The sequence below is a fragment of the Chryseobacterium culicis genome (assembly GCF_900108365.1).
Lineage (GTDB): Bacteria > Bacteroidota > Bacteroidia > Flavobacteriales > Weeksellaceae > Chryseobacterium > Chryseobacterium culicis.
On record NZ_FNWQ01000001.1, the window covers coordinates 691,192 to 713,640 of the forward strand.

Annotated in this window: 25 protein-coding genes; 16 read left to right on the top strand and 9 right to left on the bottom strand. The window is 36.6% G+C overall.

From position 1 onward, the window contains the following. The 5 genes from rfbC (at window position 1) to BLW74_RS03125 (ending at window position 4,640) form a co-directional block, all read left to right on the top strand. The gene (gene rfbC / locus BLW74_RS03105; protein ID WP_089689983.1) at window positions 1-546 is read left to right on the top strand and encodes a dTDP-4-dehydrorhamnose 3,5-epimerase; all 546 of its coding nucleotides are present in this window, start codon (window positions 1-3) and stop codon (window positions 544-546) included. A gap of 95 nt (window positions 547-641) precedes the next feature. Next, window positions 642-1,943: a 30S ribosomal protein S12 methylthiotransferase RimO gene (gene rimO / locus BLW74_RS03110; RefSeq protein ID WP_089689984.1), complete on the top strand. Its 1,302-nt coding sequence runs from the start codon at window positions 642-644 to the stop codon at window positions 1,941-1,943. A 397-nt stretch (window positions 1,944-2,340) separates the two neighbouring features. Beyond that, the gene (locus BLW74_RS03115) at window positions 2,341-2,961 is read left to right on the top strand and encodes a hypothetical protein (protein ID WP_139265685.1); all 621 of its coding nucleotides are present in this window, start codon (window positions 2,341-2,343) and stop codon (window positions 2,959-2,961) included. A 34-nt stretch (window positions 2,962-2,995) separates the two neighbouring features. Continuing rightward, complete coding sequence (locus BLW74_RS03120) at window positions 2,996-3,706, top strand: hypothetical protein (protein WP_089689986.1); 711 nt, start codon at window positions 2,996-2,998, stop codon at window positions 3,704-3,706. 562 nt (window positions 3,707-4,268) lie between these two features. Next, entirely contained in the window at window positions 4,269-4,640 is a 372-nt protein-coding gene (locus BLW74_RS03125; protein WP_089689987.1) for a septal ring lytic transglycosylase RlpA family protein, read from the top strand. A gap of 69 nt (window positions 4,641-4,709) precedes the next feature. Here the strand turns inward: BLW74_RS03125 and BLW74_RS03130 are convergent, their stop codons facing one another. The 5 genes from BLW74_RS03130 to BLW74_RS03150 all read right to left on the bottom strand — a co-directional run bounded on the left by BLW74_RS03130 (window position 4,710) and on the right by BLW74_RS03150 (window position 9,682). Further along, window positions 4,710-5,474 carry an exodeoxyribonuclease III gene (locus BLW74_RS03130; RefSeq protein ID WP_089689988.1) on the bottom strand — a complete coding sequence of 255 codons (765 nt, stop codon included), beginning with the start codon at window positions 5,472-5,474 and terminating at the stop codon, window positions 4,710-4,712. Beyond that, on the bottom strand, window positions 5,474-5,764 hold the full coding sequence (locus BLW74_RS03135; RefSeq protein ID WP_089689989.1) for a YciI family protein: 291 nt from the start codon (window positions 5,762-5,764) through the stop codon (window positions 5,474-5,476). Before BLW74_RS03135 ends, BLW74_RS03130 begins: the two co-directional genes overlap by 1 nt. 102 nt (window positions 5,765-5,866) lie before the next feature. Further along, on the bottom strand, window positions 5,867-6,241 hold the full coding sequence (locus BLW74_RS03140) for an MliC family protein (protein ID WP_089689990.1): 375 nt from the start codon (window positions 6,239-6,241) through the stop codon (window positions 5,867-5,869). Window positions 6,242-6,364: 123 nt separating this feature from the next. Next, window positions 6,365-7,909: a T9SS response regulator signal transducer PorX gene (gene porX, locus BLW74_RS03145; RefSeq protein WP_089689991.1), complete on the bottom strand. Its 1,545-nt coding sequence runs from the start codon at window positions 7,907-7,909 to the stop codon at window positions 6,365-6,367. A 132-nt stretch (window positions 7,910-8,041) separates the two neighbouring features. Beyond that, complete coding sequence (locus BLW74_RS03150) at window positions 8,042-9,682, bottom strand: S41 family peptidase (protein WP_167358366.1); 1,641 nt, start codon at window positions 9,680-9,682, stop codon at window positions 8,042-8,044. Window positions 9,683-9,843: 161 nt separating this feature from the next. On the opposite strand from BLW74_RS03150, the gene BLW74_RS03155 reads away from it, so the two are divergent. The 9 genes from BLW74_RS03155 (at window position 9,844) to BLW74_RS03195 (ending at window position 17,922) form a co-directional block, all read left to right on the top strand. After that, the gene (locus BLW74_RS03155; RefSeq protein WP_089690645.1) at window positions 9,844-11,070 is read left to right on the top strand and encodes an HD domain-containing protein; all 1,227 of its coding nucleotides are present in this window, start codon (window positions 9,844-9,846) and stop codon (window positions 11,068-11,070) included. A gap of 71 nt (window positions 11,071-11,141) precedes the next feature. After that, window positions 11,142-12,173, top strand: a complete 1,032-nt coding sequence (lpxD, locus tag BLW74_RS03160) for a UDP-3-O-(3-hydroxymyristoyl)glucosamine N-acyltransferase (protein ID WP_089689993.1) — start codon at window positions 11,142-11,144, stop codon at window positions 12,171-12,173. Beyond that, on the top strand, window positions 12,166-13,563 hold the full coding sequence (locus BLW74_RS03165; protein ID WP_089689994.1) for a bifunctional UDP-3-O-[3-hydroxymyristoyl] N-acetylglucosamine deacetylase/3-hydroxyacyl-ACP dehydratase: 1,398 nt from the start codon (window positions 12,166-12,168) through the stop codon (window positions 13,561-13,563). The genes lpxD and BLW74_RS03165 overlap by 8 nt, the downstream gene beginning before the upstream one ends. Then, complete coding sequence (gene lpxA / locus BLW74_RS03170) at window positions 13,564-14,358, top strand: acyl-ACP--UDP-N-acetylglucosamine O-acyltransferase (RefSeq protein ID WP_034699162.1); 795 nt, start codon at window positions 13,564-13,566, stop codon at window positions 14,356-14,358. It begins immediately after the preceding gene. 24 nt (window positions 14,359-14,382) lie between these two features. Next, on the top strand, window positions 14,383-14,718 hold the full coding sequence (locus tag BLW74_RS03175; protein ID WP_227413163.1) for a hypothetical protein: 336 nt from the start codon (window positions 14,383-14,385) through the stop codon (window positions 14,716-14,718). A gap of 15 nt (window positions 14,719-14,733) precedes the next feature. Beyond that, a complete protein-coding gene (efp, locus tag BLW74_RS03180; RefSeq protein WP_089689995.1) occupies window positions 14,734-15,300 on the top strand; it encodes an elongation factor P in 567 nt (188 codons plus the stop codon). A gap of 67 nt (window positions 15,301-15,367) precedes the next feature. After that, a complete protein-coding gene (locus tag BLW74_RS03185) occupies window positions 15,368-16,270 on the top strand; it encodes a UDP-3-O-(3-hydroxymyristoyl)glucosamine N-acyltransferase (protein WP_089689996.1) in 903 nt (300 codons plus the stop codon). A 90-nt stretch (window positions 16,271-16,360) separates the two neighbouring features. Beyond that, the gene (sucD, locus tag BLW74_RS03190) at window positions 16,361-17,233 is read left to right on the top strand and encodes a succinate--CoA ligase subunit alpha (RefSeq protein WP_089689997.1); all 873 of its coding nucleotides are present in this window, start codon (window positions 16,361-16,363) and stop codon (window positions 17,231-17,233) included. Window positions 17,234-17,250: 17 nt separating this feature from the next. Further along, complete coding sequence (locus BLW74_RS03195; RefSeq protein ID WP_089689998.1) at window positions 17,251-17,922, top strand: porin family protein; 672 nt, start codon at window positions 17,251-17,253, stop codon at window positions 17,920-17,922. Between the two features lie 71 nt (window positions 17,923-17,993). Here BLW74_RS03195 and BLW74_RS03200 read toward each other — a convergent pair whose 3' ends face one another. From BLW74_RS03200 to BLW74_RS03210, 3 genes are all read right to left on the bottom strand, one after another. Beyond that, window positions 17,994-19,304: an ABC transporter permease gene (locus BLW74_RS03200; protein ID WP_089689999.1), complete on the bottom strand. Its 1,311-nt coding sequence runs from the start codon at window positions 19,302-19,304 to the stop codon at window positions 17,994-17,996. A gap of 4 nt (window positions 19,305-19,308) precedes the next feature. Beyond that, complete coding sequence (locus BLW74_RS03205; RefSeq protein WP_089690000.1) at window positions 19,309-20,220, bottom strand: ABC transporter ATP-binding protein; 912 nt, start codon at window positions 20,218-20,220, stop codon at window positions 19,309-19,311. A 109-nt stretch (window positions 20,221-20,329) separates the two neighbouring features. Continuing rightward, the gene (locus BLW74_RS03210; RefSeq protein WP_089690001.1) at window positions 20,330-20,680 is read right to left on the bottom strand and encodes a T9SS type A sorting domain-containing protein; all 351 of its coding nucleotides are present in this window, start codon (window positions 20,678-20,680) and stop codon (window positions 20,330-20,332) included. Between the two features lie 118 nt (window positions 20,681-20,798). On the opposite strand from BLW74_RS03210, the gene hemB reads away from it, so the two are divergent. After that, the gene (gene hemB / locus BLW74_RS03215; RefSeq protein ID WP_089690002.1) at window positions 20,799-21,788 is read left to right on the top strand and encodes a porphobilinogen synthase; all 990 of its coding nucleotides are present in this window, start codon (window positions 20,799-20,801) and stop codon (window positions 21,786-21,788) included. Window positions 21,789-21,931: 143 nt separating this feature from the next. Further along, complete coding sequence (locus tag BLW74_RS22300) at window positions 21,932-22,078, top strand: bacteriocin-like protein (RefSeq protein ID WP_167358367.1); 147 nt, start codon at window positions 21,932-21,934, stop codon at window positions 22,076-22,078. Window positions 22,079-22,151: 73 nt separating this feature from the next. Here the strand turns inward: BLW74_RS22300 and BLW74_RS03220 are convergent, their stop codons facing one another. Then, window positions 22,152-22,445, bottom strand: coding sequence for a TM2 domain-containing protein (locus tag BLW74_RS03220; RefSeq protein ID WP_089690003.1), 294 nt, complete (start codon window positions 22,443-22,445; stop codon window positions 22,152-22,154). Window positions 22,446-22,449 lie beyond the last annotated feature (4 nt).

Sequence of the window (22,449 nt, forward strand, 5' to 3'; positions counted from 1 at the left end):
ATGAAAATTAAAGAAACTCCGCTTAAAGATTGCTATATCATAGAGCCTACCGTATTCGAAGATGATAGAGGATACTTCTTTGAAAAGTACAACGAAAAAAGATTCGAAGAACTTACAGGAATGAACGGGCACTTTGTGCAGGATAATATTTCCAAGTCTTCTTACGGAGTACTTAGAGGGCTGCACCTTCAGAAAGGAGAACATGCCCAGGCAAAACTGGTATCTTGTCTTGAGGGAAGCGTATGGGATGTAGCAGTAGATCTTAGAGAAGACTCCCCTACATTCGGGAAGTGGTTCGGTATTGAGCTTACGGCTGAAAATAAACTGCAGCTGTATGTACCCAGAGGATTTGGACACGGTTTTTCAGTGTTAAGCACGAGCGCTGTATTCTCTTACAAATGCGACAATTTTTATAATAAAGAATCAGAAGGAAGCGTGAAATTCAATGATCCCGATCTTGGTATAGACTGGAAAATTGATGAAAAGGATGCCGTGCTTTCAGATAAAGACCAGAATGCTCCCGGATTTAAAGAAAAAAACTTTTAAAGTATATCCCTGAAAACCACTTTTCTAAAGTGGTTTTATTTTTTGATCCTTAACTCTTCAATATTTTGTATCTTTGCAGACTCAAAATCAAAACGATGCGTACAAAATCTGTAGGGAAGAAGAAAATCAATGTAGTCACTCTTGGATGTTCCAAGAATGTATACGATTCTGAAGTATTAATGAGCCAGCTGAAAGCCAATGGAAAAGAAGTGGTTCACGAAGACCGTGGTGACATTGTTGTCATCAATACCTGCGGATTTATTGATAATGCCAAAGAAGAGTCTATCAATACCATTCTTGATTATGTAGAGGCTAAAAACAGGGGAGAGGTTGAAAAAGTATTCGTTACAGGATGTCTTTCAGAAAGATATAAACCGGATTTGATTAAAGAAATTCCGGATGTAGACCAGTACTTCGGGACCAGAGATCTTCCCATGCTCCTGAAACACCTTGGAGCAGATTATAAACATGAGCTGGTAGGAGAAAGACTGACCACTACTCCTAAACATTATGCATATCTTAAAATTTCGGAAGGATGTGACAGGCCATGTTCTTTCTGTGCAATTCCGCTCATGAGAGGGGGACACATTTCCACTCCCATCGAAAAATTAGTTTCCGAGGCTCAGAAATTAGCGAAAAAAGGAACAAGGGAACTCATTCTTATTGCACAGGATCTTACCTATTATGGTCTGGATCTTTATAAAAAAAGGGCATTAGGTGATCTTCTGAAGGAATTGGTAAAAGTAGAAGGTATAGAATGGATTCGTCTTCATTATGCCTTCCCGAGCGGTTTTCCTGAAGATGTTCTGGATATTATCCGGGAAGAACCTAAAGTCTGTAACTATATAGATATTCCTCTTCAGCATATCAATTCAGATTTATTGAAATCTATGAAAAGAGGAACTACCCACGAAAAAACGGATGCTCTTTTAGGAAAATTCAGAGAAAAGGTTCCCGATATGGCCATTCGAACTACGCTTATCGTAGGATATCCCGGTGAAACAGAAGAAATATTCCAGGAACTTAAGGATTGGGTAAGAGAACAGAAGTTTGACAGATTAGGCTGCTTCACGTATTCTCATGAAGAAAATACTACTGCCCATGTATTGGATGACAATATTCCGCAGGAAGTAAAAGAGGCCAGGGTAGAAGAAATTATGGAACTGCAGTCTCAGATTTCGTGGGAAAAGAATCAGGAAAAAATAGGTAAAATTTTCAGATGTATTTTTGACCGTAAAGAAGGAAATTATTTCATCGGAAGAACAGAGTATGACTCTCCCGATGTAGACAATACCGTATTGGTTTCTGCCGAAGATACTTATATTTCAATAGGTGAGTTCGCAGAGGTCAGAATTACTTCAGCGGAAGAGTTTGACTTATATGGAGAATTAGTGTAGCTAACTTGTTATTAATCAGTCGGAAGTGAAGTTCATAAAATTAATATATTAATAAATTTTAACATAGAATTTTCTCTGCTGTCTGTTTTTATATATCTGACAATCAAATTGTTAATATTTTGCAGAATTAAGATTTTTTAATTTTCTTTTTTTAATTATTAAAATTTGAAAATTATGTCTTAAATTTGCGCAATAAGCAATATTTTTAAATAATATGCTTTCAATGAGTTAATCATTAAAATGGGAGTAAAACTTAATTTTAACAGTTATAATAGAGTTTTAGTTTCAATATGATATTCACAAGTTGGGATGCATTTCCTTTTTGGAAATATTGATGAAAAAAAATGTAATTAAAAATCTTTAAAAACTTATGAAAAAAATTTTATTAACAGCAATTATGCTTGTTGGCCTTTCGGCTTTTTCTAAGGCTCAGACTACAGGGCGAGTGGGGATTAACACGACCACGCCTGCCGCAACACTGGACGTAGTAGCAACTACTACGGATAATACCAGACCTGATGCCTTACTAGTCCCTCGTATGACAAGATCTCAGTTGTATGCAAAAGATGCAGCTTATACGGCTGCTCAAAATGGTGCACTTGCTTTCGTTACTACAATTGACGGAACGGCTACAACTAAAACAGCTAATGTTACAGCTGTAGGATTTTATTACTATGACTCTGTATCTTCTACTTGGATTGCTGTAGGTGCTGGCAGCACAGCGGCAGCTCCTCCTACTTACAGAACTGTTGCAGGATCTGCAAGCATGGTAATTCTTCCAAGTGATTTGGGGAATGTAGTATTGTTTTCAGGTGGTGTAGCTGGACAGATCCAATTACCTACTCCTACTGCAGCTATGGTTGGAAAGAAGTTAACGCTTATATCAATTGATGGACTTCAGCACAATTTGACTAACTTGAATACTAATTATTTAACAAAATCATTATCTGTTTTGCAGCAGTTTGGATCTGAGTTTATTACAGACGGTACTAACTGGTATGCATTAGGAGGACAATAATTACAAACACAATAATTTAAAATTTAAATTTAAGATGAAAAATATAAAGTCTACTATAGCTGCTGTTATGTTATCCGTTTTAGGAAGTTACATGAGCGCACAGATTAAAGGTAATCAAACTTTTGGAGATAATACAATTCAGGCTTCTTCAGCTTTTTTAGATGCTTCTTCAACTGCTAACGTTACTGCTGCTAATTTAGGTAAAGGATTTATTTTCCCTAGAGCTGATATCACCCAATTAGCATTAGCTAATCAAGGTACATTATATAATGCTGGTAATAACCCAAACAGGTTTGACGGCATGATTGTTTACAATACAGCATCTACTGGTACTGCAGCTAGCGGAACTTTATCAGAGCCGATTTTTCCTGGGTTTTGGTACTATGATAATAAAACAACAAACCCTACAGGTGGGGTATGGAGACCAATCGCAAATGCTGGTACTAGAGAAAATATTCTTACCACTGAGACGGTTACCAACAGACAAATTAACAGTGCACAGGTATACGGTATAAAAGGAACTTTTGCTGCAAGTGGTACAAGTACTTCAGTTACAATTCCTGCTCCAACGGGAATGACTGCTATGTATGCAATTACTATTTATAAAGCTGGTAGTAATACGGTATATTCTAGAGAACTATATTCATACGACCCAGCTACAGGAGCTGCTGTTACAGGATCTCCTAGTATGTCTGTAGTATATCCTAATGGAACTTATGACTATGTTCTGGAATATTTAAAATAAATAATTTATTTAAGTACAGATATAAAACCAATGAGAAATCATTGGTTTTTTATATTTTACGAGATTTGCGTTCATTTGTTTTGACGGGTAATTCATCACCAGCAATTCGTTTTTTAATGATTTGAGAAAAAATTCGGAGCAGTGCATTGACTTTTGAATTTTAACAAAATGAGCGATGTTAAAATTTAATTCAGAAATCATATTGTAGGGGACTAAACCGCTTCTGAAAGAAACTATTTTCAAGATCCTGCTTTTAAGACTTTACATAGTAAATGTAGATTGTATAGGTTTTATTTTAACTTTAGCAATTTTGCAATATATTGATTATCAGTATTTTTTAAAATCACAAGATTTAAATTATGCACAAATTAGTTAATTATGTTAACTTTTTGCAAGTTTTTTTAACACTTTTTAACAATGTGGCTCAAAACCCCTATTCATAAGGGATTACAACGTTTGTTAACATTTTATTAACATTTGGTTAACTATTTTTAACATATCAAATAGGGTTTTATAAAGATTCCTGATACATTTGCTCCGTCAAAACCAATAAAAGTTCAAAATGATGAAAAGATTCATTCTCGTAATCATAATGATGATTTCAACCCTGGGTGTTTATTCTTTTACGAGTAATGCCTTAGATGCGAAAAAAACAAGTTATGCATCGTACTACCACGATAAATTTAACGGTAGAAAAACCGCTAGCGGAGAAATCTTTGATAACTCAAAGTTTACCGCAGCAAACAGAACGCTTCCATTTGGAACAAACGTTAAGGTTACCAACCTTAAGAATGGTAAAGAGGTAATAGTGAGAATTAATGACAGAGGGCCTTTCCATTCATCAAGATCTTTAGATATGTCTAAAGCAGCGTTCGATGAGATCGGAGATACCAATCACGGTACAATTCCGGTTGAATATGAAATTGTCGATTAATTTTATGATTTAAATTAAAAAAAAGCCAGCTATTCAGCTGGCTTTTTGTATGCGCTAATATTTTGTGGATTATATATCCAATTCCAGTAAAGCAGGACAATGGTCAGAATGTACGGCCTCTTTTAAAATAGCAGCCCTCGAGAGCTTATCTTTTAAACTGTAAGAAGTAAAGTTATAATCCAGTCTCCAGCCCTTATTTCTTTCTCTTGAATTCTGTCGGTAGCTCCACCAGGTATAATTATCAGGATTACTGTTGAAAAATCTGAAACTGTCTATCAGTTCACATTCATTCATAAAATTCGTCATCCATTCTCTTTCCATAGGAAGGAAGCCCGAAACGTTTTTTAAACCAATAGGATTGTGAATATCAATTGCTTCATGGCAGATATTAAAATCACCGGATATAATAAGATTGGGAATTTCTTTCTTTAAATTTTTGATGTACTCAAGAAAGTCATGGCAAAACTGCATTTTGAAATCCAGCCTCTCGATATTGGAAGCAGAAGGAACATACACAGAAATAGCTGAAAAGCCATCAAAATCTGCACGGATGATTCTCCCTTCATTATCGTAACTTTCGATACCGCAGCCATACTCCACGTGATTAGGTTTGATTTTTGAGGCAATTCCGACTCCACTGTAGCCTTTTCTGACCGCCGAATGCCAATAACTGTGGTAACCCAGTTTTTCAAGGCTTTCAATGTCGATCTGATCGTTTCCGGCTTTACTTTCCTGAATACAGATAATATCCGGATCGGCAACTTTTAACCAGCCTAAAAAATCTTTAGTGAAGGCAGCCCTGATTCCATTCACGTTGTAAGTAATTAATCTCATTAGTCTTCTATAAAAAGTTTAAAATTTTCATTGTATTTTGAAGGAATAAATTCCGTAATCTCATAATCTGCGATCTGATGAACATAAAAAGGGTCTTCGGAGATGATGTGTTCAATGTCATTTTGAGACGCTGCATTCGCGATGATGATACCTCCTGTTCTGGGTTCCTTTCTTCCTGAAGCTATAAAATTTCCTGATTCATAATATTTATTAAGGAAAATATTATGTTGAGGAATATGCTGTTCTACATTTTCTATAGAACTCTTGTAGGTAAGCGAAATAATAAACATGATTTATTTTTTACGAAGATATGAAGTATAATAAACAGGCAGAAATAAAAAAGCCGGTTTTGAATTTCAAAGCCGACTTTTTTATAGGATTATAAAGTGATTTTACTTTTTAAAAACAGTTTTGCCATCTTTGGTCAGTTCTATTTCCTCACCTTTACCTCTCAGCTCATAATGATCATTTTTGTACCATATTCCTGAGGCTGGTTTTTGTCCCTGTAATTCAATCGTTTCATTGTTGAATACCACGGTTGCTGTGTTTTTCGTATTATTGAAAGTCATTTCCAGCGTCTTGCCGTTTTTATCTTTCGAAGTACTTTTTACAATTTCATCCTGAGTTCCTGCCACAGCTGCTGAATCAGACGGCTTGGAAGCGATACTGTCTACAGTAGTGCTGGCATCTGTTGCTTTTTTTTCCTTATTACATGAAGTTAAAAATAATGCGGCAGATGCTGCGGCAATAAAAATGTGTTTTTTCATAAATGTATATTATTAATGTGTGTGTCTTGTTGTATGCAAAATAAGTGCCTTAAAAACAGAAGCGGAAAAAATCATTCGATTTTTTCCGCTTTTAACCCAAAATTAAATAAACTATGAAAAAAACTACTTGGGTTCTAAAATACTGATAGGGATAATACATTCTTCCAGTGAAATGCCCCCATGCTGGTAAGTTTCTTTATAGTAATTAACAAAATGATTGTAATTTTTAGGATAAGCCAGGAATATATTGTTTTTGGCAAATATATATTTCGAGCTCAAATTTCCTTTAGGTAAAAAAAGTTTTTCAGGATTCGTAATTGCCCATACATCACTATCATCATACGTTAAGCTTTTACCTGTTTTGTATCTGATGTTGGTGGATGTTTCTCTGTCTCCAACCACTTTACTGGGTTTTTTCACATATACCGTTCCGTGATCAGTAGTGATTACCAATTTATATCCGTTTTCTGCGGCTGTTTTAATGATCTTCATCAAAGAAGAGTTTTCAAACCAGTTGAATGTTAGAGAACGGAACGTCTTATCATCACGGATCAGCTGATCTACAATATGATTGTCTGTTTTAGCGTGAGAAAGAATATCAATGAAGTTATAGACAATTACCAGAAGGTCGTTATTTTTATGCTGATTGAAATCATCGTAAATTTTTCTTTCAAAATCCGCATTCAGTACTTTAAGGTACTTCATAGATTTTGATCCGAGGCCGATCCTCTTCATCTGATCTTCCAGGAAGTCACGCTCAAATTCATTTTTGTTTCCTTCTTCATTGTCGTTAAACCACTTGTCGGGAAAACGTTTCTCAATCTCAGAAGGCATCAGTCCTGCAAAGAAAGAGTTTCTTGCATATTGGGTGGCAGTAGGAAGGATGCTGTAATAATAATCCTCAGAAATCTTATTGTAATATTTAGTAAACAGAGGTTCAATAACTTTCCACTGATCATAGCGAAGATTATCTACCATCAGTAAAAGAACTTTTTCTTTTTCCACTTCAGGTTTAATCTTTTCCTTGAAAAGTGTATGGCTCATCATAGGTTTATCCGAATCCGTAAGCCAGTGCTCGTAATTTTTTTCTATAAACTTAGCAAACTGAATATTAGCTTCTTCTTTCTGAGACTGCAGCAGATCAGCAAATTCATTATCCGCCACTTTATCAAATTTTATTTCCCAGCTCAGAATCTTTTTATAATATTCCGCCCATTCCTGATACGTTCTCAGGTAAGAAAGTTCCATAGACAGGTTTCTGAATTCCTGCTGATACTGTAAAATCGTTTTTTGCTCCACCAGATTATCCTGCTGAAGATTTTTTTTGAGGGAAAGCAATATCTGGTTAGGATTTACAGGCTTCAGGATATAATCTGCTATCTGAGATCCTATGGCCTCTTCCATAATATGCTCTTCCTCACTTTTGGTTACCATTACAATTTTTAAGGAATTATCTTTATCCTTAATCATCGGGATGGCTTCCAGACCGGAAATTCCGGGCATATTTTCGTCAATCAGCGTTAACGCAAATTTCTCTGAGTCCATAAGTTCCAAAGCCTCGTTCACATTGTTAACAGGAGTTACCTGGTAACCCTTTTTTTCTAAAAATACAATATGAGGTTTAAGTAAATCTATTTCATCATCTATCCATAATATCTTTTCTGACATAATTTATTTTTTACATGGTTATTCTATCAAAATGTTGACCAAATCCTTTTAAAATCTCACAAAATAGAAATATTAAAAGTTAAATATTAGTTAAATGAAAATACCATTTAATATTTCACAATTTTGTTCACTTTATTCGGTTGTTCTTATATATTCCAAAGCTTTTTCCAGAACTTCGTCTTTTCCGTTTTGAAGGCCATTCACCGTAGGTTTTACAATGACGTCCGGAATAATTCCTATCCGCTGCGTTTCCCTTCCGTCAGGGTAATAGGCTCCAAGACCGGAAAATCTTGTGTCAAGATCAGCAATTTTAAAAATAATGACGTCCCCGTTGGCTCCTGAGGTATTGCTGCCAAAAACTTTAGCTTTCGGATGCTGTTTGAGCATCATTGCGGTGGTTTCTGCCTGGCTTTGGGTGTTCTCATCTACTAGAACGATGACATTACCTTTATAGTATTCCGTGTTTTTTCTGCCGGTGACGTTTTTCCTGCTGTAAAATTTGCCGGGATAGCCCGTATCAGGAAAAGTAAACTGATAATAAACAGAAGGCTGTGGAAGAAGAAGATAACTTAGCGGGATGATCGTTTTTCTGGGATAATTCCTGAGATCAAAAATAATGGATTTTACAGTTTTTAAATCTGCAAACATCTTATCCAGGTCTTCTTTTTCTATGATTCCCATATTGACATATCCAATTTTCTCTTCTTCATCAATGAATTTCCACTTTTGGGGAACCGGAATTTTTTCACGAATAATATCCTTAACGATATATGTTTTGGTGGTTATTTCCAGATTTTGTCCGCCTCTTTCAATTTTTAAAGCAATAGAATCCTTCTTGCTGAAAAGAAGCTTATCTTTTATTTTGCTGACTTTACCCCATGAATTAGATGCCGGTACATATTTTCCCAGAAAGTTAATCAGCTGGGGAATTGTTTTTCCTTCAATATCATAAATGACATCTCCCGGAAGCAGAGGGTTTTGACTTTTGGGACGGGTTTTGTTAATTTTTGTAACGACTAATTTTCCTTCAGCATAAGAATATTCTACAGGAACCTTTCGGCTGCCATACAGTGTACTGTAAATCTCTTTGGAAAAAAGATAAGCATGCGAGTCATCTGTTTTGGCGACCAGTTCTGCCAATGCTAAGTGATAATCTGTTGTATTGTCAGCCATCAGAAACTTTGGGATCATTTCTGTAAGAACGGTATTCCAGCTTTGGTCGGTTTCATACTTATAAGGAAAAAAATACTCTGCATAATTCCAGTATCTGAATAACTCCAGCAGGCTCACTGTTTTGGATGTAAACTCTGAGCCATATGACTTTTCGTTCCTGAAATATATTTTTCTTCCGCCTTTTCCGAAATAATGGTTGTCTCCTAAATTCCGGTTGCTTTCAATGTAGCGGAGCTTCTTAGTGACGTCTCTGGAGAAAATTTGAGCATTGTCAATCCAGCTTAAGTCAAAATTTTTTAGGAAGTATTCTTGATGATCCTTTACTGAACATTCTCTGCATAAAGGAATTTCTCCAAGGTTTTCAATCCATTCCGAATACAAATTATTTAAAGATTGTTTATCCGTGATATTCTCCAGTTCATTAATTTTTTGAAAAAGCTGTTTGTCCCAGTTCAGATTTCCTTTCGCAGCATGCGGATGGTAATATTTTAAAAACCCCCAAACTCTGCACAGCGATTCAAGTTTTTCGGTCTCGGTTACCATTTGTCCGGAAAAATGTAAACTTAAAAATACTAAAAGAAGAAGAGCATATTTTCTCATTAATGAGTGGTCGTGTTTTCTTTCAAAGATAGGCTTAAAATACAACAGCTGCAAACGTTTCTGCCGAATAAATACGCTGCGGAGACAGATTTCTTTTAACATGAAATTAACCGGAACTCAAATTTAAAATGCCTAACTTTGTTGCTAATATTGACGTTTCAATGCAGAATAAGCTAAAAATCATCAACGATCCTGTTCATGGATTTATCAAAATTCCTCACGAAATTTTATTTGATATCATTGAACACCCCTACTTTCAGAGATTGAGGAGGATAGGGCAGACAGGGCTTTTAAACCTGATTTTCCCGGGAGCCACTCATACGAGGTTTCATCATGCACTGGGAGCAATGCACCTGATGTTTACTGCTTTGGAAACATTGAAGCAGAAAGGAGTGAAAATTTCTGAGGAAGAGGAAAAAGGAGCGATGCTGGCTATTCTGATGCATGATATTGGTCATGGTCCGTTTTCTCACGCCCTGGAAAGTATGCTGATGGATGACTGGCATCATGAAAACCTTTCTTTATTGCTGATGAATAAGCTTAATGAGGAGTTTCATGGACAGCTTTCAATGGCGATTGAAATGTTTCAGGGAAAATATCACAGGAAATTTTTCAATCAGCTGATTTCCTCACAGCTGGATGTGGACCGTCTGGATTATCTGAAAAGAGACAGCTTTTTTACAGGCGTTTCTGAAGGAAATATTAATACCCAGAGAATTATTTCCATGATGAATGTATGTGAAGAGGGCGAACTGGTGATTGATGCAAAAGGAATTTATTCCATAGAAAATTTCCTGACAGCCCGAATGTTCATGTACTGGCAGGTGTATTATCATAAAACTTCCGCCCTGGCAGAATTTCTATTGGTAAAAATTCTTGAAAGGGCAAAATACCTGATTTCCCACGGTGCTGAGCTTCCTGCAACGGATAATCTGAAATATTTCCTATACCGTGAAAAGAGTGCAGCTACGGATGAGGATATAGAAAGATTTACAAAGCTTGACGACAATGATGTAATTCAGGCCATGAAAGAATGGCAGAATTCGGACGACTTTGTTCTTTCTTATTGGTGTAAATGTGTAATTCAGAGAAATTTACCGAAAACCATTATTTCATCACATCCGTTTGACGGGAAATTAATTGACGAAAAAATAAAAAAGACCAATGAATTTTTCGGAATCAATAATGGGAAAGAATTGGTGCATGAAATAAAACGAAAACTGCTGCCGTATCATGCGGACAAGCAGCCTATCTATTTACTGCATAAAAATGGTAAAAGAACAAGACTTCATGAGTCGGAAGACCAGCTTTTATCGGGGTTAATTGTAAATAAGACTACCCGTTATATCCTTATGTTTCCTAGAGATATCTCCGGACTGGAATCTTAAAGAATATTAAAATTTACGATCTGAAACTAAAACGTGTTTGCAAATTATAGAATTTCTTATCTTTGCAGAATATGGAATTTACAGCTTCGCAAATTGCAAGTTTTATTGACGGAAAAATAATAGGTGACGAAAATGCACTTATTACAGGGGTTTCACCAATTGAAAATGGCGAATCAGGACATCTTTCTTTTATAGCACAAGATCGATTTTCCCATTTTCTGGATACCTCAAAATGCTCCGTTATCATCGTTTCAGAACAACTTCTGGTTAAAAATAATTATAATCCTACCTTAATCGTTGTAAAAGATGCTTATCTTTCTTTCCAGATTCTGATGAATCTATATCAGGAAATGCAGGGAAGAAAAGAAGGTATTGAAAATGGTTCATCCATCCACGATACAGCTGTCATAGGAGATAAAGCCTATATCGGGGCATTTACCTATGTTTCCGAGAAAGCTAAAATCGGGGAAGGTTCGCAGATTTATCCGCATGTGTATATAGGAAAAGGAGTAAAAATTGGTAAAAACTGTAAGATAGACAGTGGTGCCAGAATTTATGACTACTGTATCATAGGAGACAATTGTGTGATTCATTCCAATACGGTAATTGGAGGTGATGGCTTTGGTTTTCAGCCAACAGCAGAAGGCTTCAAGAAAATACCACAGCTTGGAAACGTCATTATTGAAGATGATGTTGAAATTGGTTCAAACTGCAGTATAGACAGAGCTACAATAGGCTCTACCGTTATCGGAAAAGGAACCAAGATAGACAACCTGATTCAGATTGCACACAATGTGAAAATAGGGAAGAACAATGTAATTGCAGCACAAGCAGGAATTGCAGGTTCTACTACCATTGGAGACTGGAACCAGATTGGTGGACAGGTAGGAGTTGTAGGACATATCAAAATAGGAAATCAAGTGAAAATTCAGGCTCAGAGCGGCGTGAATTCCAGCGTTAATGATAGAGAAACATTGTATGGTTCGCCGGCAATCAGTTACAATGACTATTTGAGAAGTTATGTTCATTTCAGGAATTTACCCGGAATTGTAAACAGAATAAATAATCTTGAGAATAACTCAAAAGATAATACTAATGAGTGATATGCAAAAAACACTTCAGCAAGAGGTTACTCTTTCTGGAATTGGTCTTCACACTGGTAAAGAAGTAAAACTTACCATTAAACCTGCTAAAGAAAATACAGGTTTTGTATTTGTAAGAACAGACTTGGAGGGACATCCACAGGTAGAAGCAGATGTAAATTATGTGGTAGCAACGGAAAGAGGAACTACCTTAGAAAAATTAGGCGTAAAAATTACCACTTGCGAACACCTTTTGGCAGCCCTTGTAGGTTGTGATATTGATAACGCAGTTTTAGAAATGGATGCCTCAGAACCTCCTATTCTGGACGGATCTTCAAAATACTTTGTAGAAGCCATCGAAAGTGTAGGGGTAGCAGAACAGAGCGTAGCAAGAGAATATCTTGTTGTAAAAGAAGTTCTTACGTACAGTGATCCGGCTACAGGTTCAGAAATCACAATCATTCCTTCAGATACTTACGAAGTAACGACCATGGTAGATTTTGGGACTAAAGTTTTAGGAACCCAGAATGCCACTCTTAAAAATATTTCAGAATTTAAAGACGAAATCTCATCAGCAAGAACATTCAGCTTCCTGCATGAATTGGAAATGCTTTTGGATCATGGTTTGATCAAAGGAGGAGATATTTCCAATGCTATTGTATATGTAGATAAAGATCTTACTCCTGAAACTACAGAAAAATTAAAGAAAGCCTTTGGAAAAGATAATGTATCTATCAGACCAAACGGTATTCTTGATAATCTTAATTTAAACTATCCTAACGAAGCGGCGAGACACAAATTGCTGGATGTAATTGGTGACCTTGCCTTGGCAGGGGTAAAAATAAAAGGTAAAGTTATTGCCAACAAACCGGGACACTATGTGAACACTCAGTTTGCAAAAAAACTAAACCGCCAGTGGAAACTGCAGAAAAAGAAAAACGTTCCGGATTTTGACCTTACAAAAGAACCCGTATTCGATATCAACGGAATTATGAAGCTTATGCCTCACCGACCTCCGTTCTTATTGATTGACAAAGTTCTTGAACTTTCAGATTCTCACGTAGTAGGTTTGAAAAACGTAACCATGAACGAGCCTTTCTTCGTAGGACATTTTCCTAAAGAACCTGTAATGCCTGGAGTACTTCAGGTAGAAGCATTGGCACAGACAGGAGGTATTCTTGTATTGGCAAGCGTTCCGGATCCTGAAAATTACTCTACTTATTTCATCAAAATTGATAAAGTAAAATTCAAGAGAAAAGTAATTCCGGGAGATACGCTGATATTCAAAATTGAATTAATAGAGCCTATCAGAAGAGGAATTGTTCATATGCAGGGATATGGATATGTAGGAGATGCAGTAGCAGTAGAAGCAGAGCTGATGGCTCAAGTTGCAAAAAATAAAGTTGATTAAATGATTCATCAATTAGCAGCCGTAGATAAACGTGCGAAAATCAGCAAAAATGTGATCGTAGAACCTTTCACTACTATTGCAGGGGATGTGGAAATTGGAGAAGGAACCTGGATTGGTCCTAATGTAACCATTATGGATGGGGCAAGAATCGGCAAGAACTGCAGGATTTTCCCGGGTACAGTAATCTCCGCAATTCCTCAGGATCTGAAGTTTGATGGCGAAGACACCCAGGTGATTATCGGTGACGAAACAACAATCAGAGAATGTGTTACGGTTAACAGAGGAACAAAAGCCCTGGGATATACCAAAATAGGTGCACACTGCCTTATTATGGCTACTTCACACATTGCTCATGACTGTGTTATCGGAGATCACGTTATCATTGTTAACGGTTGCGGTATTGCGGGACACGTTGAGATTGGAGATTATACGGTAATGGGAGGTTTATCAGCAGTTCACCAGTTTGGTAAAATCGGGAAACATGTGATGATTTCCGGAGGAACCCTGGTAAGAAAAGATATTCCGCCTTATGTAAAAGTAGCTAGAGAACCCATGTCTTATGCAGGGATCAATTCTGTAGGTTTAAGAAGAAGAGGATTTACCAATGAGAAAATCTTTGAAATCCAGAAAATCTACAGAGCCATCTTTCAGATGAAGATGAACGTTTCTCAGGCTATTTCCCACATCGAAAAAGAAATGCTTCCAACGGCTGAAAGAGATGAAATTTTACAGTTTATTCAAAACTCACCAAGAGGTATCGTGAAAGGATACGGAACCGGAAAGGATAGAGAATAATTTAATAATAAACACTATCAGGCTATGAAAAGTTTACTTGTACTTACAGCGCTTTCAGCAACTTCTTTTTTGTCTGCACAGCAAGCGGAAAAGTCTGAAACGGTAAAAAAAGAAGAACCTTTCACCATAGTAAGGAAACTTCCTGAAGGATCTAATGATAGTATTGCAAAAAATAACTTAAATGGTATTCTGAAACAGAAAAATACCGGAAGTTCTATCTTTGGAACTGCCGATCAGTATAAATCTGATCTTCAGATGAATGTAAACAGATTGAATAATAATGTGAATACGTTCAATAATAATACATTTAACAGAATGATGCCACAAGGGCAAGGAATACAGTTTAATAAAAGAAAATAAATATTTACAAAATTAATGGCAACAAGTAACGATATCAGAAAAGGTCTTTGCATCGAATATAGCAATGATATTTTTAAAGTAATCGAATTCCTTCACGTTAAACCAGGAAAAGGACCTGCTTTCGTAAGAACAAAATTAAAATCAGTGACCAACGGTAAAGTAATTGATAATACTTTCTCTGCAGGACACAAAATAGATGAAGTAAAAGTAATCACCAGAAAATTCCAGTATCTGTATGATGATGAGAACGGATTCCACTTCATGAACAATGATGACTTCTCTCAATTATATATCAATAAAGAAATGATCGAGAATTCTCAGTTTATGAAAGCTGGTGAAGAAGTAACCATCATTTTGAAAGAAGCTGATGAAACTCCACTTTCTGCGGAACTTCCACAATCTGTATATCTGGATGTCATTGAAGCTGATCCGGGTGTGAAAGGAAACACGGCAACCAATGCTCTTAAAAACGCAATCGTTGAAACAGGAGCAAGAGTAATGGTTCCTTTGTTCATTGAACCGGGAGACAAAATTAAAGTGAGCACTGAAGACGGCAGCTACTTAGAAAGAGTAAAAGAATAAATAAAATTGACATAAATTCGGTTTGCATCAGCAGTCCGAATTTTGTTTTATAAGAAAATCTATTGTTATGAGATTTCATTCTCCGCAAAAGCTTAAAACCATTGCAGATTTAATAGGATCTACATTTGTAGGTCCTGAAGATTTTGAAGTATTGGGAACCAATGAAATTCACATGGTAAAGCCAGGTGAAATTGTTTTTGTTAATCACCTTAAATATTACGACAAAGCATTAAATTCTGCCGCTACTATTATTTTAATTGATAAAGAAGTAGAATGTCCGCAAGGAAAGGCACTTTTAGTTTCTGATGATCCTTTCAGAGACTTTAATAAAATCAATACGCACTTTACCAGAATATACAATTTCACAGAAGAGCTTCATGATGTTGAAATAGGAGAGGGCACAAAGATCCACGCCTCTGCCGTGATTGGGAATAATGTGAAAATCGGAAAAAATACTTTGATCTTCCCTAATGTAGTGATTGGTGACCGTACGGAAATTGGAGATAATGTCATTATCCAGTCCAATACCGTTTTAGGAGGTGATGCATTTTATTACAGAAAACTGAACGGAAATTTCGACCGTCTGATTTCAGTGGGAAATGTGATCATCGAAAACAATGTAGAGATCGGAAACGGATGTACGATTGACAGGGGGGTTACAGATTCCACCATTATTGGAGAAGGTTCTGTTTTGGATAACCAGATCCAGATCGGGCATGATACCGTTATCGGAAAAAAATGTCTTATTGCTTCTCAGGTAGGTATCGCAGGATGCTGTATCATTGGTGATGAGGTTACATTATGGGGGCAGGTAGGTATCGCTTCCGGAAACAAAATAGAGGCAGGATCCGTACTTTTGGGAAAAACAGGAGTAAACAGAGATCTTGAAAAAGGAACCTATATCGGCATGTTTGCAGAAGATTTTAAAACGTATCTGAAAAAAGAAGTAAAGCTGAGAAATCTCAAATAAACAATTCTAAAGGTTTTATCTAAAATCAAAGAAATTTAAGTAAATTTGTGAGCATTAATAAAATAATAAATAAATTAAAACAACAATAAAATGTCAATTTTAGTAAACAAAGATTCTAAAGTAATTGTACAAGGATTTACAGGGAACGAAGGAACTTTCCACGCTGGTCAGATGATTGAATACGGAACAAACGTAGTAGGTGGTGTTACTCCGGGAAAAGGAGGTAGCGAGCACCTGGGAAAACCGGTATTTAATACAGTAGCTGACGCTGTTGAAAAAGCAGGAGCCAACGTAAGTATCATTTTCGTACCACCGGCATTTGCAGCAGACGCAATCATGGAAGCTGCCGAAGCAGGAATCAAAGTAATTGTATGTATTACGGAAGGTATTCCTGTAGCTGATATGGTAAAAGTAAAATCTTATATCGCAGACAGAGACTGCAGATTAATCGGACCAAACTGCCCTGGAATCATTACTTCTGAAGAAGCTAAAATTGGTATTATGCCAGGTTTCGTTTTCAAAAAAGGTAAAGTAGGTATCGTTTCAAAATCAGGTACCCTTACTTACGAAGCGGCTGACCAGGTGGTAAGAGCAGGTTACGGTATTTCTACTGCTATCGGTATCGGTGGTGACCCAATCATCGGAACTACTACCAAAGAAGCATTAGAGTTATTCATCAACGATCCTGAAACTGAAGCTGTTGTAATGATCGGTGAAATTGGTGGAGGTCTTGAAGCTGAAGCTGCAAGATGGTACAAAGCCAGCGGATCTAATAAGCCTGTTGTAGGATTTATTGCAGGACAAACTGCTCCTAAAGGAAGAACAATGGGGCACGCAGGTGCTATCGTAGGGGGTGCTGAAGATACAGCTCAGGCAAAAATGGAAATCATGAGAGAAAACGGAATCAACGTAGTAGATTCTCCAGCTGATATCGGTGCTACTGTAGCAAAAATTCTAGGATAAGACAAAACAAAAAACATATGAAAAAACTTTTATTAGCCTCAGCACTTACTCTTTCTGCTTTATCTTTTGCACAGGTGCAATGGGGAAGCACAAGATTTGGTGTTACAGGCGGCTTAAACTACTCCAGAGTATCCAATGCCCATAATCCTTCGGGCCCAAGATATACTTTTCAGGCTGGAGCTTTGGCTTTAATCCCCGTAGGAAAAACCAACCAGTTCTTTATTCAACCGGAAGTTCTGTACTATGGTGCAGGAGAAACAGGGAAAGATAAAGATGCTAAAGGAGTAAGTGGTTATGATGCAGTATATGCTAACAACTACTTAAGTGTGCCTCTTTATTTCAAAGGATATTTTTCGGAAGCTGAATCAGAATTCTTTGGATTATTAGGACCTAGATTTAACTTTTTGGTCAGTCAAAACGTTAAAGATGTTCCTTTAAACAGACCGTATTATGATCCGGACGTAACCGATCCTACACAGCCGGCCGGCGTGAATGGAAAAGCGAAAAGCTTTAACTGGGGAATCGGTTTAGGAATAGGATATAGCTACAAAAGACAACTTGAAGTTGCTGTAAAATATGACTTAGGTCTTGGTGATACGTACCCTGGTCTTAAAAAAGAAACCAAAGGTACAGATAAGAAAAAATCAGAACAGGTACTGGCTCTTACGTTAAGCTACATATTCCAATAAAATAGAATATTTCAAAATAAAAAATCCCGGAAACTCAGTTTCCGGGATTTTTTTATATGGCTGATATTAAATTATCCTTTAATCCACTTCCATAGCTCTTTCATGGTCGCTTTATTTCCATACATCAAAATACCTACACGATAGATTTTTCCGGCCAGGAAGATCATAAAAACAGTAGTTGCCAGCAACAGTACGATTGATAGTACAATCTGCCATACAGGAACTCCAAAAGGAATTCTTGCAATCATCGCAACAGGTGAAGTAAACGGAATGATAGACAGCCAGAAACCCAGGGGACCGTCCGGATTGTTCATTAATGTGAAGCTTCCATACATCCCTAATGTTAATGGTAAAATGGCAAATAAAGTGAATTGCTGTGTCTCAGTTTCGTTATCTACTGCAGAACCAATGGCTGCATAAATAGAGCTGTAAAATATATATCCCAGAAGGAAAAACACAATAAATACAAAAATAATCAATGGGAAATTCAGTTCCAGTAAACTGTGGGAAATTTGTGTAGCAAGCTGTCCCATATCCAGTTTAGCAGTGATTTCTTCATTTCCGCCAGGGATATTCTTCTGAAGAGGAGAGAAGCCGGTATTTAAAACCAGTGCTCCAATTACAGACATGGTGATCCAGATGATAAACTGAGTCAGTGCAACCATAGTTACCCCTAAAATCTTACCCATCATCAGTTCAAAAGGCTTTACAGAAGAAATAATAATTTCCACAACACGGTTGTTCTTTTCTTCCAGCACACTTCGCATCACTCTTACCCCATAAATGATAATGAACATGAAAGTAACATACATCAAAACCATGCTCAGCCCGGATTTTACTCCAAACGCAAGATCAGAGTCTTCTTTATTGTTATCTGTCACGTTGATGGTCTTTAGCGTGAAGCTTTTATCCAGATCATTAAGCTGAGCCTCCTGAATACCCAGTTGTTTTATTTTTTCTTTTTTAACAACATTGCTGATATCAGAAACAATTCTCTGTTTTGTATCAAACCCGATTTTACTGTTGATGACAAGTCTTGTATCCTTTTCAAGTTCATCAAAATTCTGATTTTTCAGTTCAGGAAGAATCAGAATGCCGTCCAGAGACTCATTTCCCTTTAAATTGTTGATCTTGGATTTTTCATCCGCAGCAGAAACAAAAACATAGTTTAATTTCTCGTTAGACTTCAGCTGGTCTGTAAACAGACCGCTTTTATCAACCACTTCTATGATACTGTGAGACTCATTGGCTTTAAACATAAGCCCAATCACCGCTCCAAAAGCAATAATCATTACCGGCGCCAGCAAAGTCAGTATAATGAAAGATTTTTTCTTAACCTGTGTAAGAAACTCTCTTTTCGTAATTAAAAAAATATTATTCATAAAATTAAGGATGGTTACTTACAGCATTAATAAACACTTCATTCATGCTCGGAATTCTCTCGTCGAATGACCTCACTTTTCCTACCTGTACCAGATCCAGAAGTACTTTATTCTGGCTTTCTTCATTTTTCAGGTCAAAAGAAACAAGATTATTTTCATTCGACAAATTGAATATTTCATAGTTGCTTTTGAAATTCTCAAACTGCTCACTGCTTACCTCAGAAAGGGTAACCCCAAAAATATTTTTCTTGAATTTTTCCCTTACATCAAAAACCCTTCCGTCAATAATTTTCTTGGAATTGTTGATCAGAGCAACATAATCGCACATTTCCTCCACACTTTCCATTCTGTGGGTAGAAAGAATAATCGTGGTACCATTATTTTTGAGATCAATGATCTGATCTTTGATTAAGTTGGCATTTACAGGATCAAAGCCTGAAAAAGGCTCATCCAGAATTAAAAGATGAGGTCTGTGTAGAACTGTTACCACGAACTGAATCTTCTGAGCCATACCTTTAGAAAGTTCCGAAAGCTTTTTCTTCCACCACTGGTCGATATGCAGTTTTTCAAACCATTTTTTGGCCTCATTCAAAGCATCACTCTTGCTCATTCCTTTCAGTTCCCCAAAATAAAGAATCTGGTCGCCGACACTCATATTTTTATACAAGCCTCTTTCTTCCGGCATATAACCAATATCTTTGATATGGGTGGGGTTGAGTTGATCTCCATTGATGAAGATATTTCCTGAGTCGGCCTGAGTAATTTGGTTAATGATACGGATAAAAGAAGTTTTTCCGGCTCCGTTGGGACCTAAAAGCCCATAAATACTGCCTTTTGGGACATGGATGCTGAAATCATCCAGCGCGACCTTTTTTCCGGCATTATAGGTCTTTTTAATATGTTCAGCTTTTAGCATTAAAAATATTCTTTTTACAATTAGTATTAAAAAGTCCCGAAAGTTACGGAAATATTAAAACAGAATTCATGTAAAAAGAAAAAATCCTGATGATTATCAGGATTTTAATTTATTGTTTTACGATTTGAGTAACTTTCTGCGTATTGTCACTTAAAATATAACGGATCATGTATTTTCCGGGCTTCAGTTTTTCAATATTGATTTCGCCGGAATTCATGTTGACTGTATAACTAGCGACCTGCATACCCAAAATGGAATAAAAAGTCACACTTTTGATTCTTAAAGAAGAATCTTTTGCCTTAATAATAAGGAAATCCTTTGCAGGATTCGGATAGGCAAGCAATACACCATCATCCGCTTTTTGAGTGATGGAACCCGGCTCTCTAAGCTGAGCTTTTAAATTGTTGGAAAATCCAACAAAAGTGCCTACAAATAGAAATAAAAGTAAAAGTTTTTTCATCAAATTTATAATTTCTCGAATATATATAACAAATGTAATACATTCTACAATGTCATACAATAGTTTTTTGTAGAACTTATATTAAATTTGTAGAAACTTATTCAAAAAGTATTCCAAAATGATACATTCAAGAAATAGAAGACTTAGAGTTAATGAATCTATCAGAAGTTTGGTAAGAGAAAATGTGCTTACAACTGATGATTTTGTAATGCCGATCTTCGTAATGGAGGGCGAAAACAAGCAGGAGGCAATCCCGTCTATGCCGGGAATTTTTAGGCGGAGTATAGATTTAACCGTCAGGGAATGTAAGGAATTATTTTCTTTGGGTGTAAAAGCTGTCAATTTGTACATGAAGGTGTCTGAACATCTTAAGGACAATACCGGAAAAGAAGCATGGAATAAAGACGGATTAATGCAGAATACGATCAAAGCAATCAAAGATGCCGTTCCCGGAATGATTGTAATGCCGGATGTGGCCCTGGATCCTTATTCCATCTACGGACACGACGGAATTATTGAAAACGGAAAAGTTCTGAACGATGCTACCAATGATGCACTGGCAAGAATGTCGGTCTCTCATGCAGAAGCCGGGGCAGATCTTGTAGCTCCAAGTGATATGATGGACGGAAGAGTATTGGTTATTCGTGAAGCATTGGAAGAAAGCGGATTTACTGATGTAGGAATTGTAAGCTATGCGGCCAAATATGCCAGCTCTTTCTATGGACCCTTCAGAAGTGCTTTAGACAGCGCTCCAAAAGATGATATGGAAATTCCGAAAGATAAAAAAACGTATCAGATGGATTTCCACAATACCCGTGAAGCATTGAATGAAGTGTTCAAAGATATTGATGAAGGTGCAGATGTTATCATGATCAAACCGGGCCTTCCTTATCTGGATATCGTTTCCAAAGTACGTGAAGCCATTGATCTTCCTATCGCCGTTTATAATGTAAGCGGAGAATATGCCATGGTAAAAGCGGCAGCTCAGAATGGCTGGCTGGATAATGATAAAACAATCATTGAAAGTTTAACCTGTTTCAAAAGAGCAGGAGCAGATATGATTTTCACTTATTTTGCAAAAGAGGCTGCTATCTTACTGAATAAATAAAACTTATAGAAGTAAGGATCGGGAAAAGAACGTTAATGTTTAGTTAATTGCTTCTGCAAGACCATTTCGAATAGATAAATCAGGTATTTTTGAGTTAAACTAATTTCGAGAAACGAAATAATTACAACATCAAAAAATTATTTATGAGAAATCTTAAAAAAATTGAGAGAAATCAATTGAAGGAAATCAAAGGCGGCGACATTATTATTGACAATCCGAACTGCGGAACATGGTGTAAAGGAATCTGGCATCCATGTACAATCAATCATCTGGCTTGTCCTCCCGAGTAATATTCCGAACCTGTAATAAAAGCAAAAAAGCTGTTCCATAAGAACAGCTTTTTTTATACCTATTTACTGAATATTACAGCCAGCCTTTTTTTCCATAAACATACGTATCATCAAATTGCTTATCACTCATGAAAAGATATAAAATTCCTTCAATAAAAGGAATAATAGAGGCCGCTCCTAAAGTAAATATATTCAGGGACACCTGAATAATTCCTTCTTTCGTATATCCCAGGTAAAATTTATTTAAAGCCAGCCAGCCTACAAGAATTCCCAATAAAGCTGCAGGAATTTTTTTCTCTGAACGGTAAGGAATACTGTTCTGCTGGTTTTGTGCATTTTCTGTTTTTGTATACCCGTAATTTTCCATTTTG

Excerpts from the sequence above, each read along its gene's own strand:
- BLW74_RS22300 (WP_167358367.1), top strand. The coding sequence starts at position 21,932 with ATGAGAAATCTTAAAAAAATTGAGAGAAATCAATTGAAGGAAATCAAA.
- rimO (WP_089689984.1), top strand. The coding sequence starts at position 642 with ATGCGTACAAAATCTGTAGGGAAGAAGAAAATCAATGTAGTCACTCTT.
- BLW74_RS03130 (WP_089689988.1), bottom strand. The coding sequence starts at position 5,474 with ATGAGATTAATTACTTACAACGTGAATGGAATCAGGGCTGCCTTCACT.
- lpxA (WP_034699162.1), top strand. The coding sequence starts at position 13,564 with ATGATTCATCAATTAGCAGCCGTAGATAAACGTGCGAAAATCAGCAAA.
- BLW74_RS03175 (WP_227413163.1), top strand. The coding sequence starts at position 14,383 with ATGAAAAGTTTACTTGTACTTACAGCGCTTTCAGCAACTTCTTTTTTG.
- porX (WP_089689991.1), bottom strand. The coding sequence starts at position 7,909 with ATGTCAGAAAAGATATTATGGATAGATGATGAAATAGATTTACTTAAA.
- BLW74_RS03220 (WP_089690003.1), bottom strand. The coding sequence starts at position 22,445 with ATGGAAAATTACGGGTATACAAAAACAGAAAATGCACAAAACCAGCAG.
- BLW74_RS03165 (WP_089689994.1), top strand. The coding sequence starts at position 12,166 with ATGAGTGATATGCAAAAAACACTTCAGCAAGAGGTTACTCTTTCTGGA.
- BLW74_RS03205 (WP_089690000.1), bottom strand. The coding sequence starts at position 20,220 with ATGCTAAAAGCTGAACATATTAAAAAGACCTATAATGCCGGAAAAAAG.
- rfbC (WP_089689983.1), top strand. The coding sequence starts at position 1 with ATGAAAATTAAAGAAACTCCGCTTAAAGATTGCTATATCATAGAGCCT.
- BLW74_RS03135 (WP_089689989.1), bottom strand. The coding sequence starts at position 5,764 with ATGTTTATTATTTCGCTTACCTACAAGAGTTCTATAGAAAATGTAGAA.
- lpxD (WP_089689993.1), top strand. The coding sequence starts at position 11,142 with ATGGAATTTACAGCTTCGCAAATTGCAAGTTTTATTGACGGAAAAATA.
- BLW74_RS03185 (WP_089689996.1), top strand. The coding sequence starts at position 15,368 with ATGAGATTTCATTCTCCGCAAAAGCTTAAAACCATTGCAGATTTAATA.
- BLW74_RS03155 (WP_089690645.1), top strand. The coding sequence starts at position 9,844 with ATGCAGAATAAGCTAAAAATCATCAACGATCCTGTTCATGGATTTATC.
- BLW74_RS03140 (WP_089689990.1), bottom strand. The coding sequence starts at position 6,241 with ATGAAAAAACACATTTTTATTGCCGCAGCATCTGCCGCATTATTTTTA.
- hemB (WP_089690002.1), top strand. The coding sequence starts at position 20,799 with ATGATACATTCAAGAAATAGAAGACTTAGAGTTAATGAATCTATCAGA.
- BLW74_RS03200 (WP_089689999.1), bottom strand. The coding sequence starts at position 19,304 with ATGAATAATATTTTTTTAATTACGAAAAGAGAGTTTCTTACACAGGTT.
- sucD (WP_089689997.1), top strand. The coding sequence starts at position 16,361 with ATGTCAATTTTAGTAAACAAAGATTCTAAAGTAATTGTACAAGGATTT.
- efp (WP_089689995.1), top strand. The coding sequence starts at position 14,734 with ATGGCAACAAGTAACGATATCAGAAAAGGTCTTTGCATCGAATATAGC.
- BLW74_RS03115 (WP_139265685.1), top strand. The coding sequence starts at position 2,341 with ATGCTTGTTGGCCTTTCGGCTTTTTCTAAGGCTCAGACTACAGGGCGA.
- BLW74_RS03125 (WP_089689987.1), top strand. The coding sequence starts at position 4,269 with ATGATGAAAAGATTCATTCTCGTAATCATAATGATGATTTCAACCCTG.
- BLW74_RS03195 (WP_089689998.1), top strand. The coding sequence starts at position 17,251 with ATGAAAAAACTTTTATTAGCCTCAGCACTTACTCTTTCTGCTTTATCT.
- BLW74_RS03210 (WP_089690001.1), bottom strand. The coding sequence starts at position 20,680 with ATGAAAAAACTTTTACTTTTATTTCTATTTGTAGGCACTTTTGTTGGA.
- BLW74_RS03150 (WP_167358366.1), bottom strand. The coding sequence starts at position 9,682 with ATGAGAAAATATGCTCTTCTTCTTTTAGTATTTTTAAGTTTACATTTT.
- BLW74_RS03120 (WP_089689986.1), top strand. The coding sequence starts at position 2,996 with ATGAAAAATATAAAGTCTACTATAGCTGCTGTTATGTTATCCGTTTTA.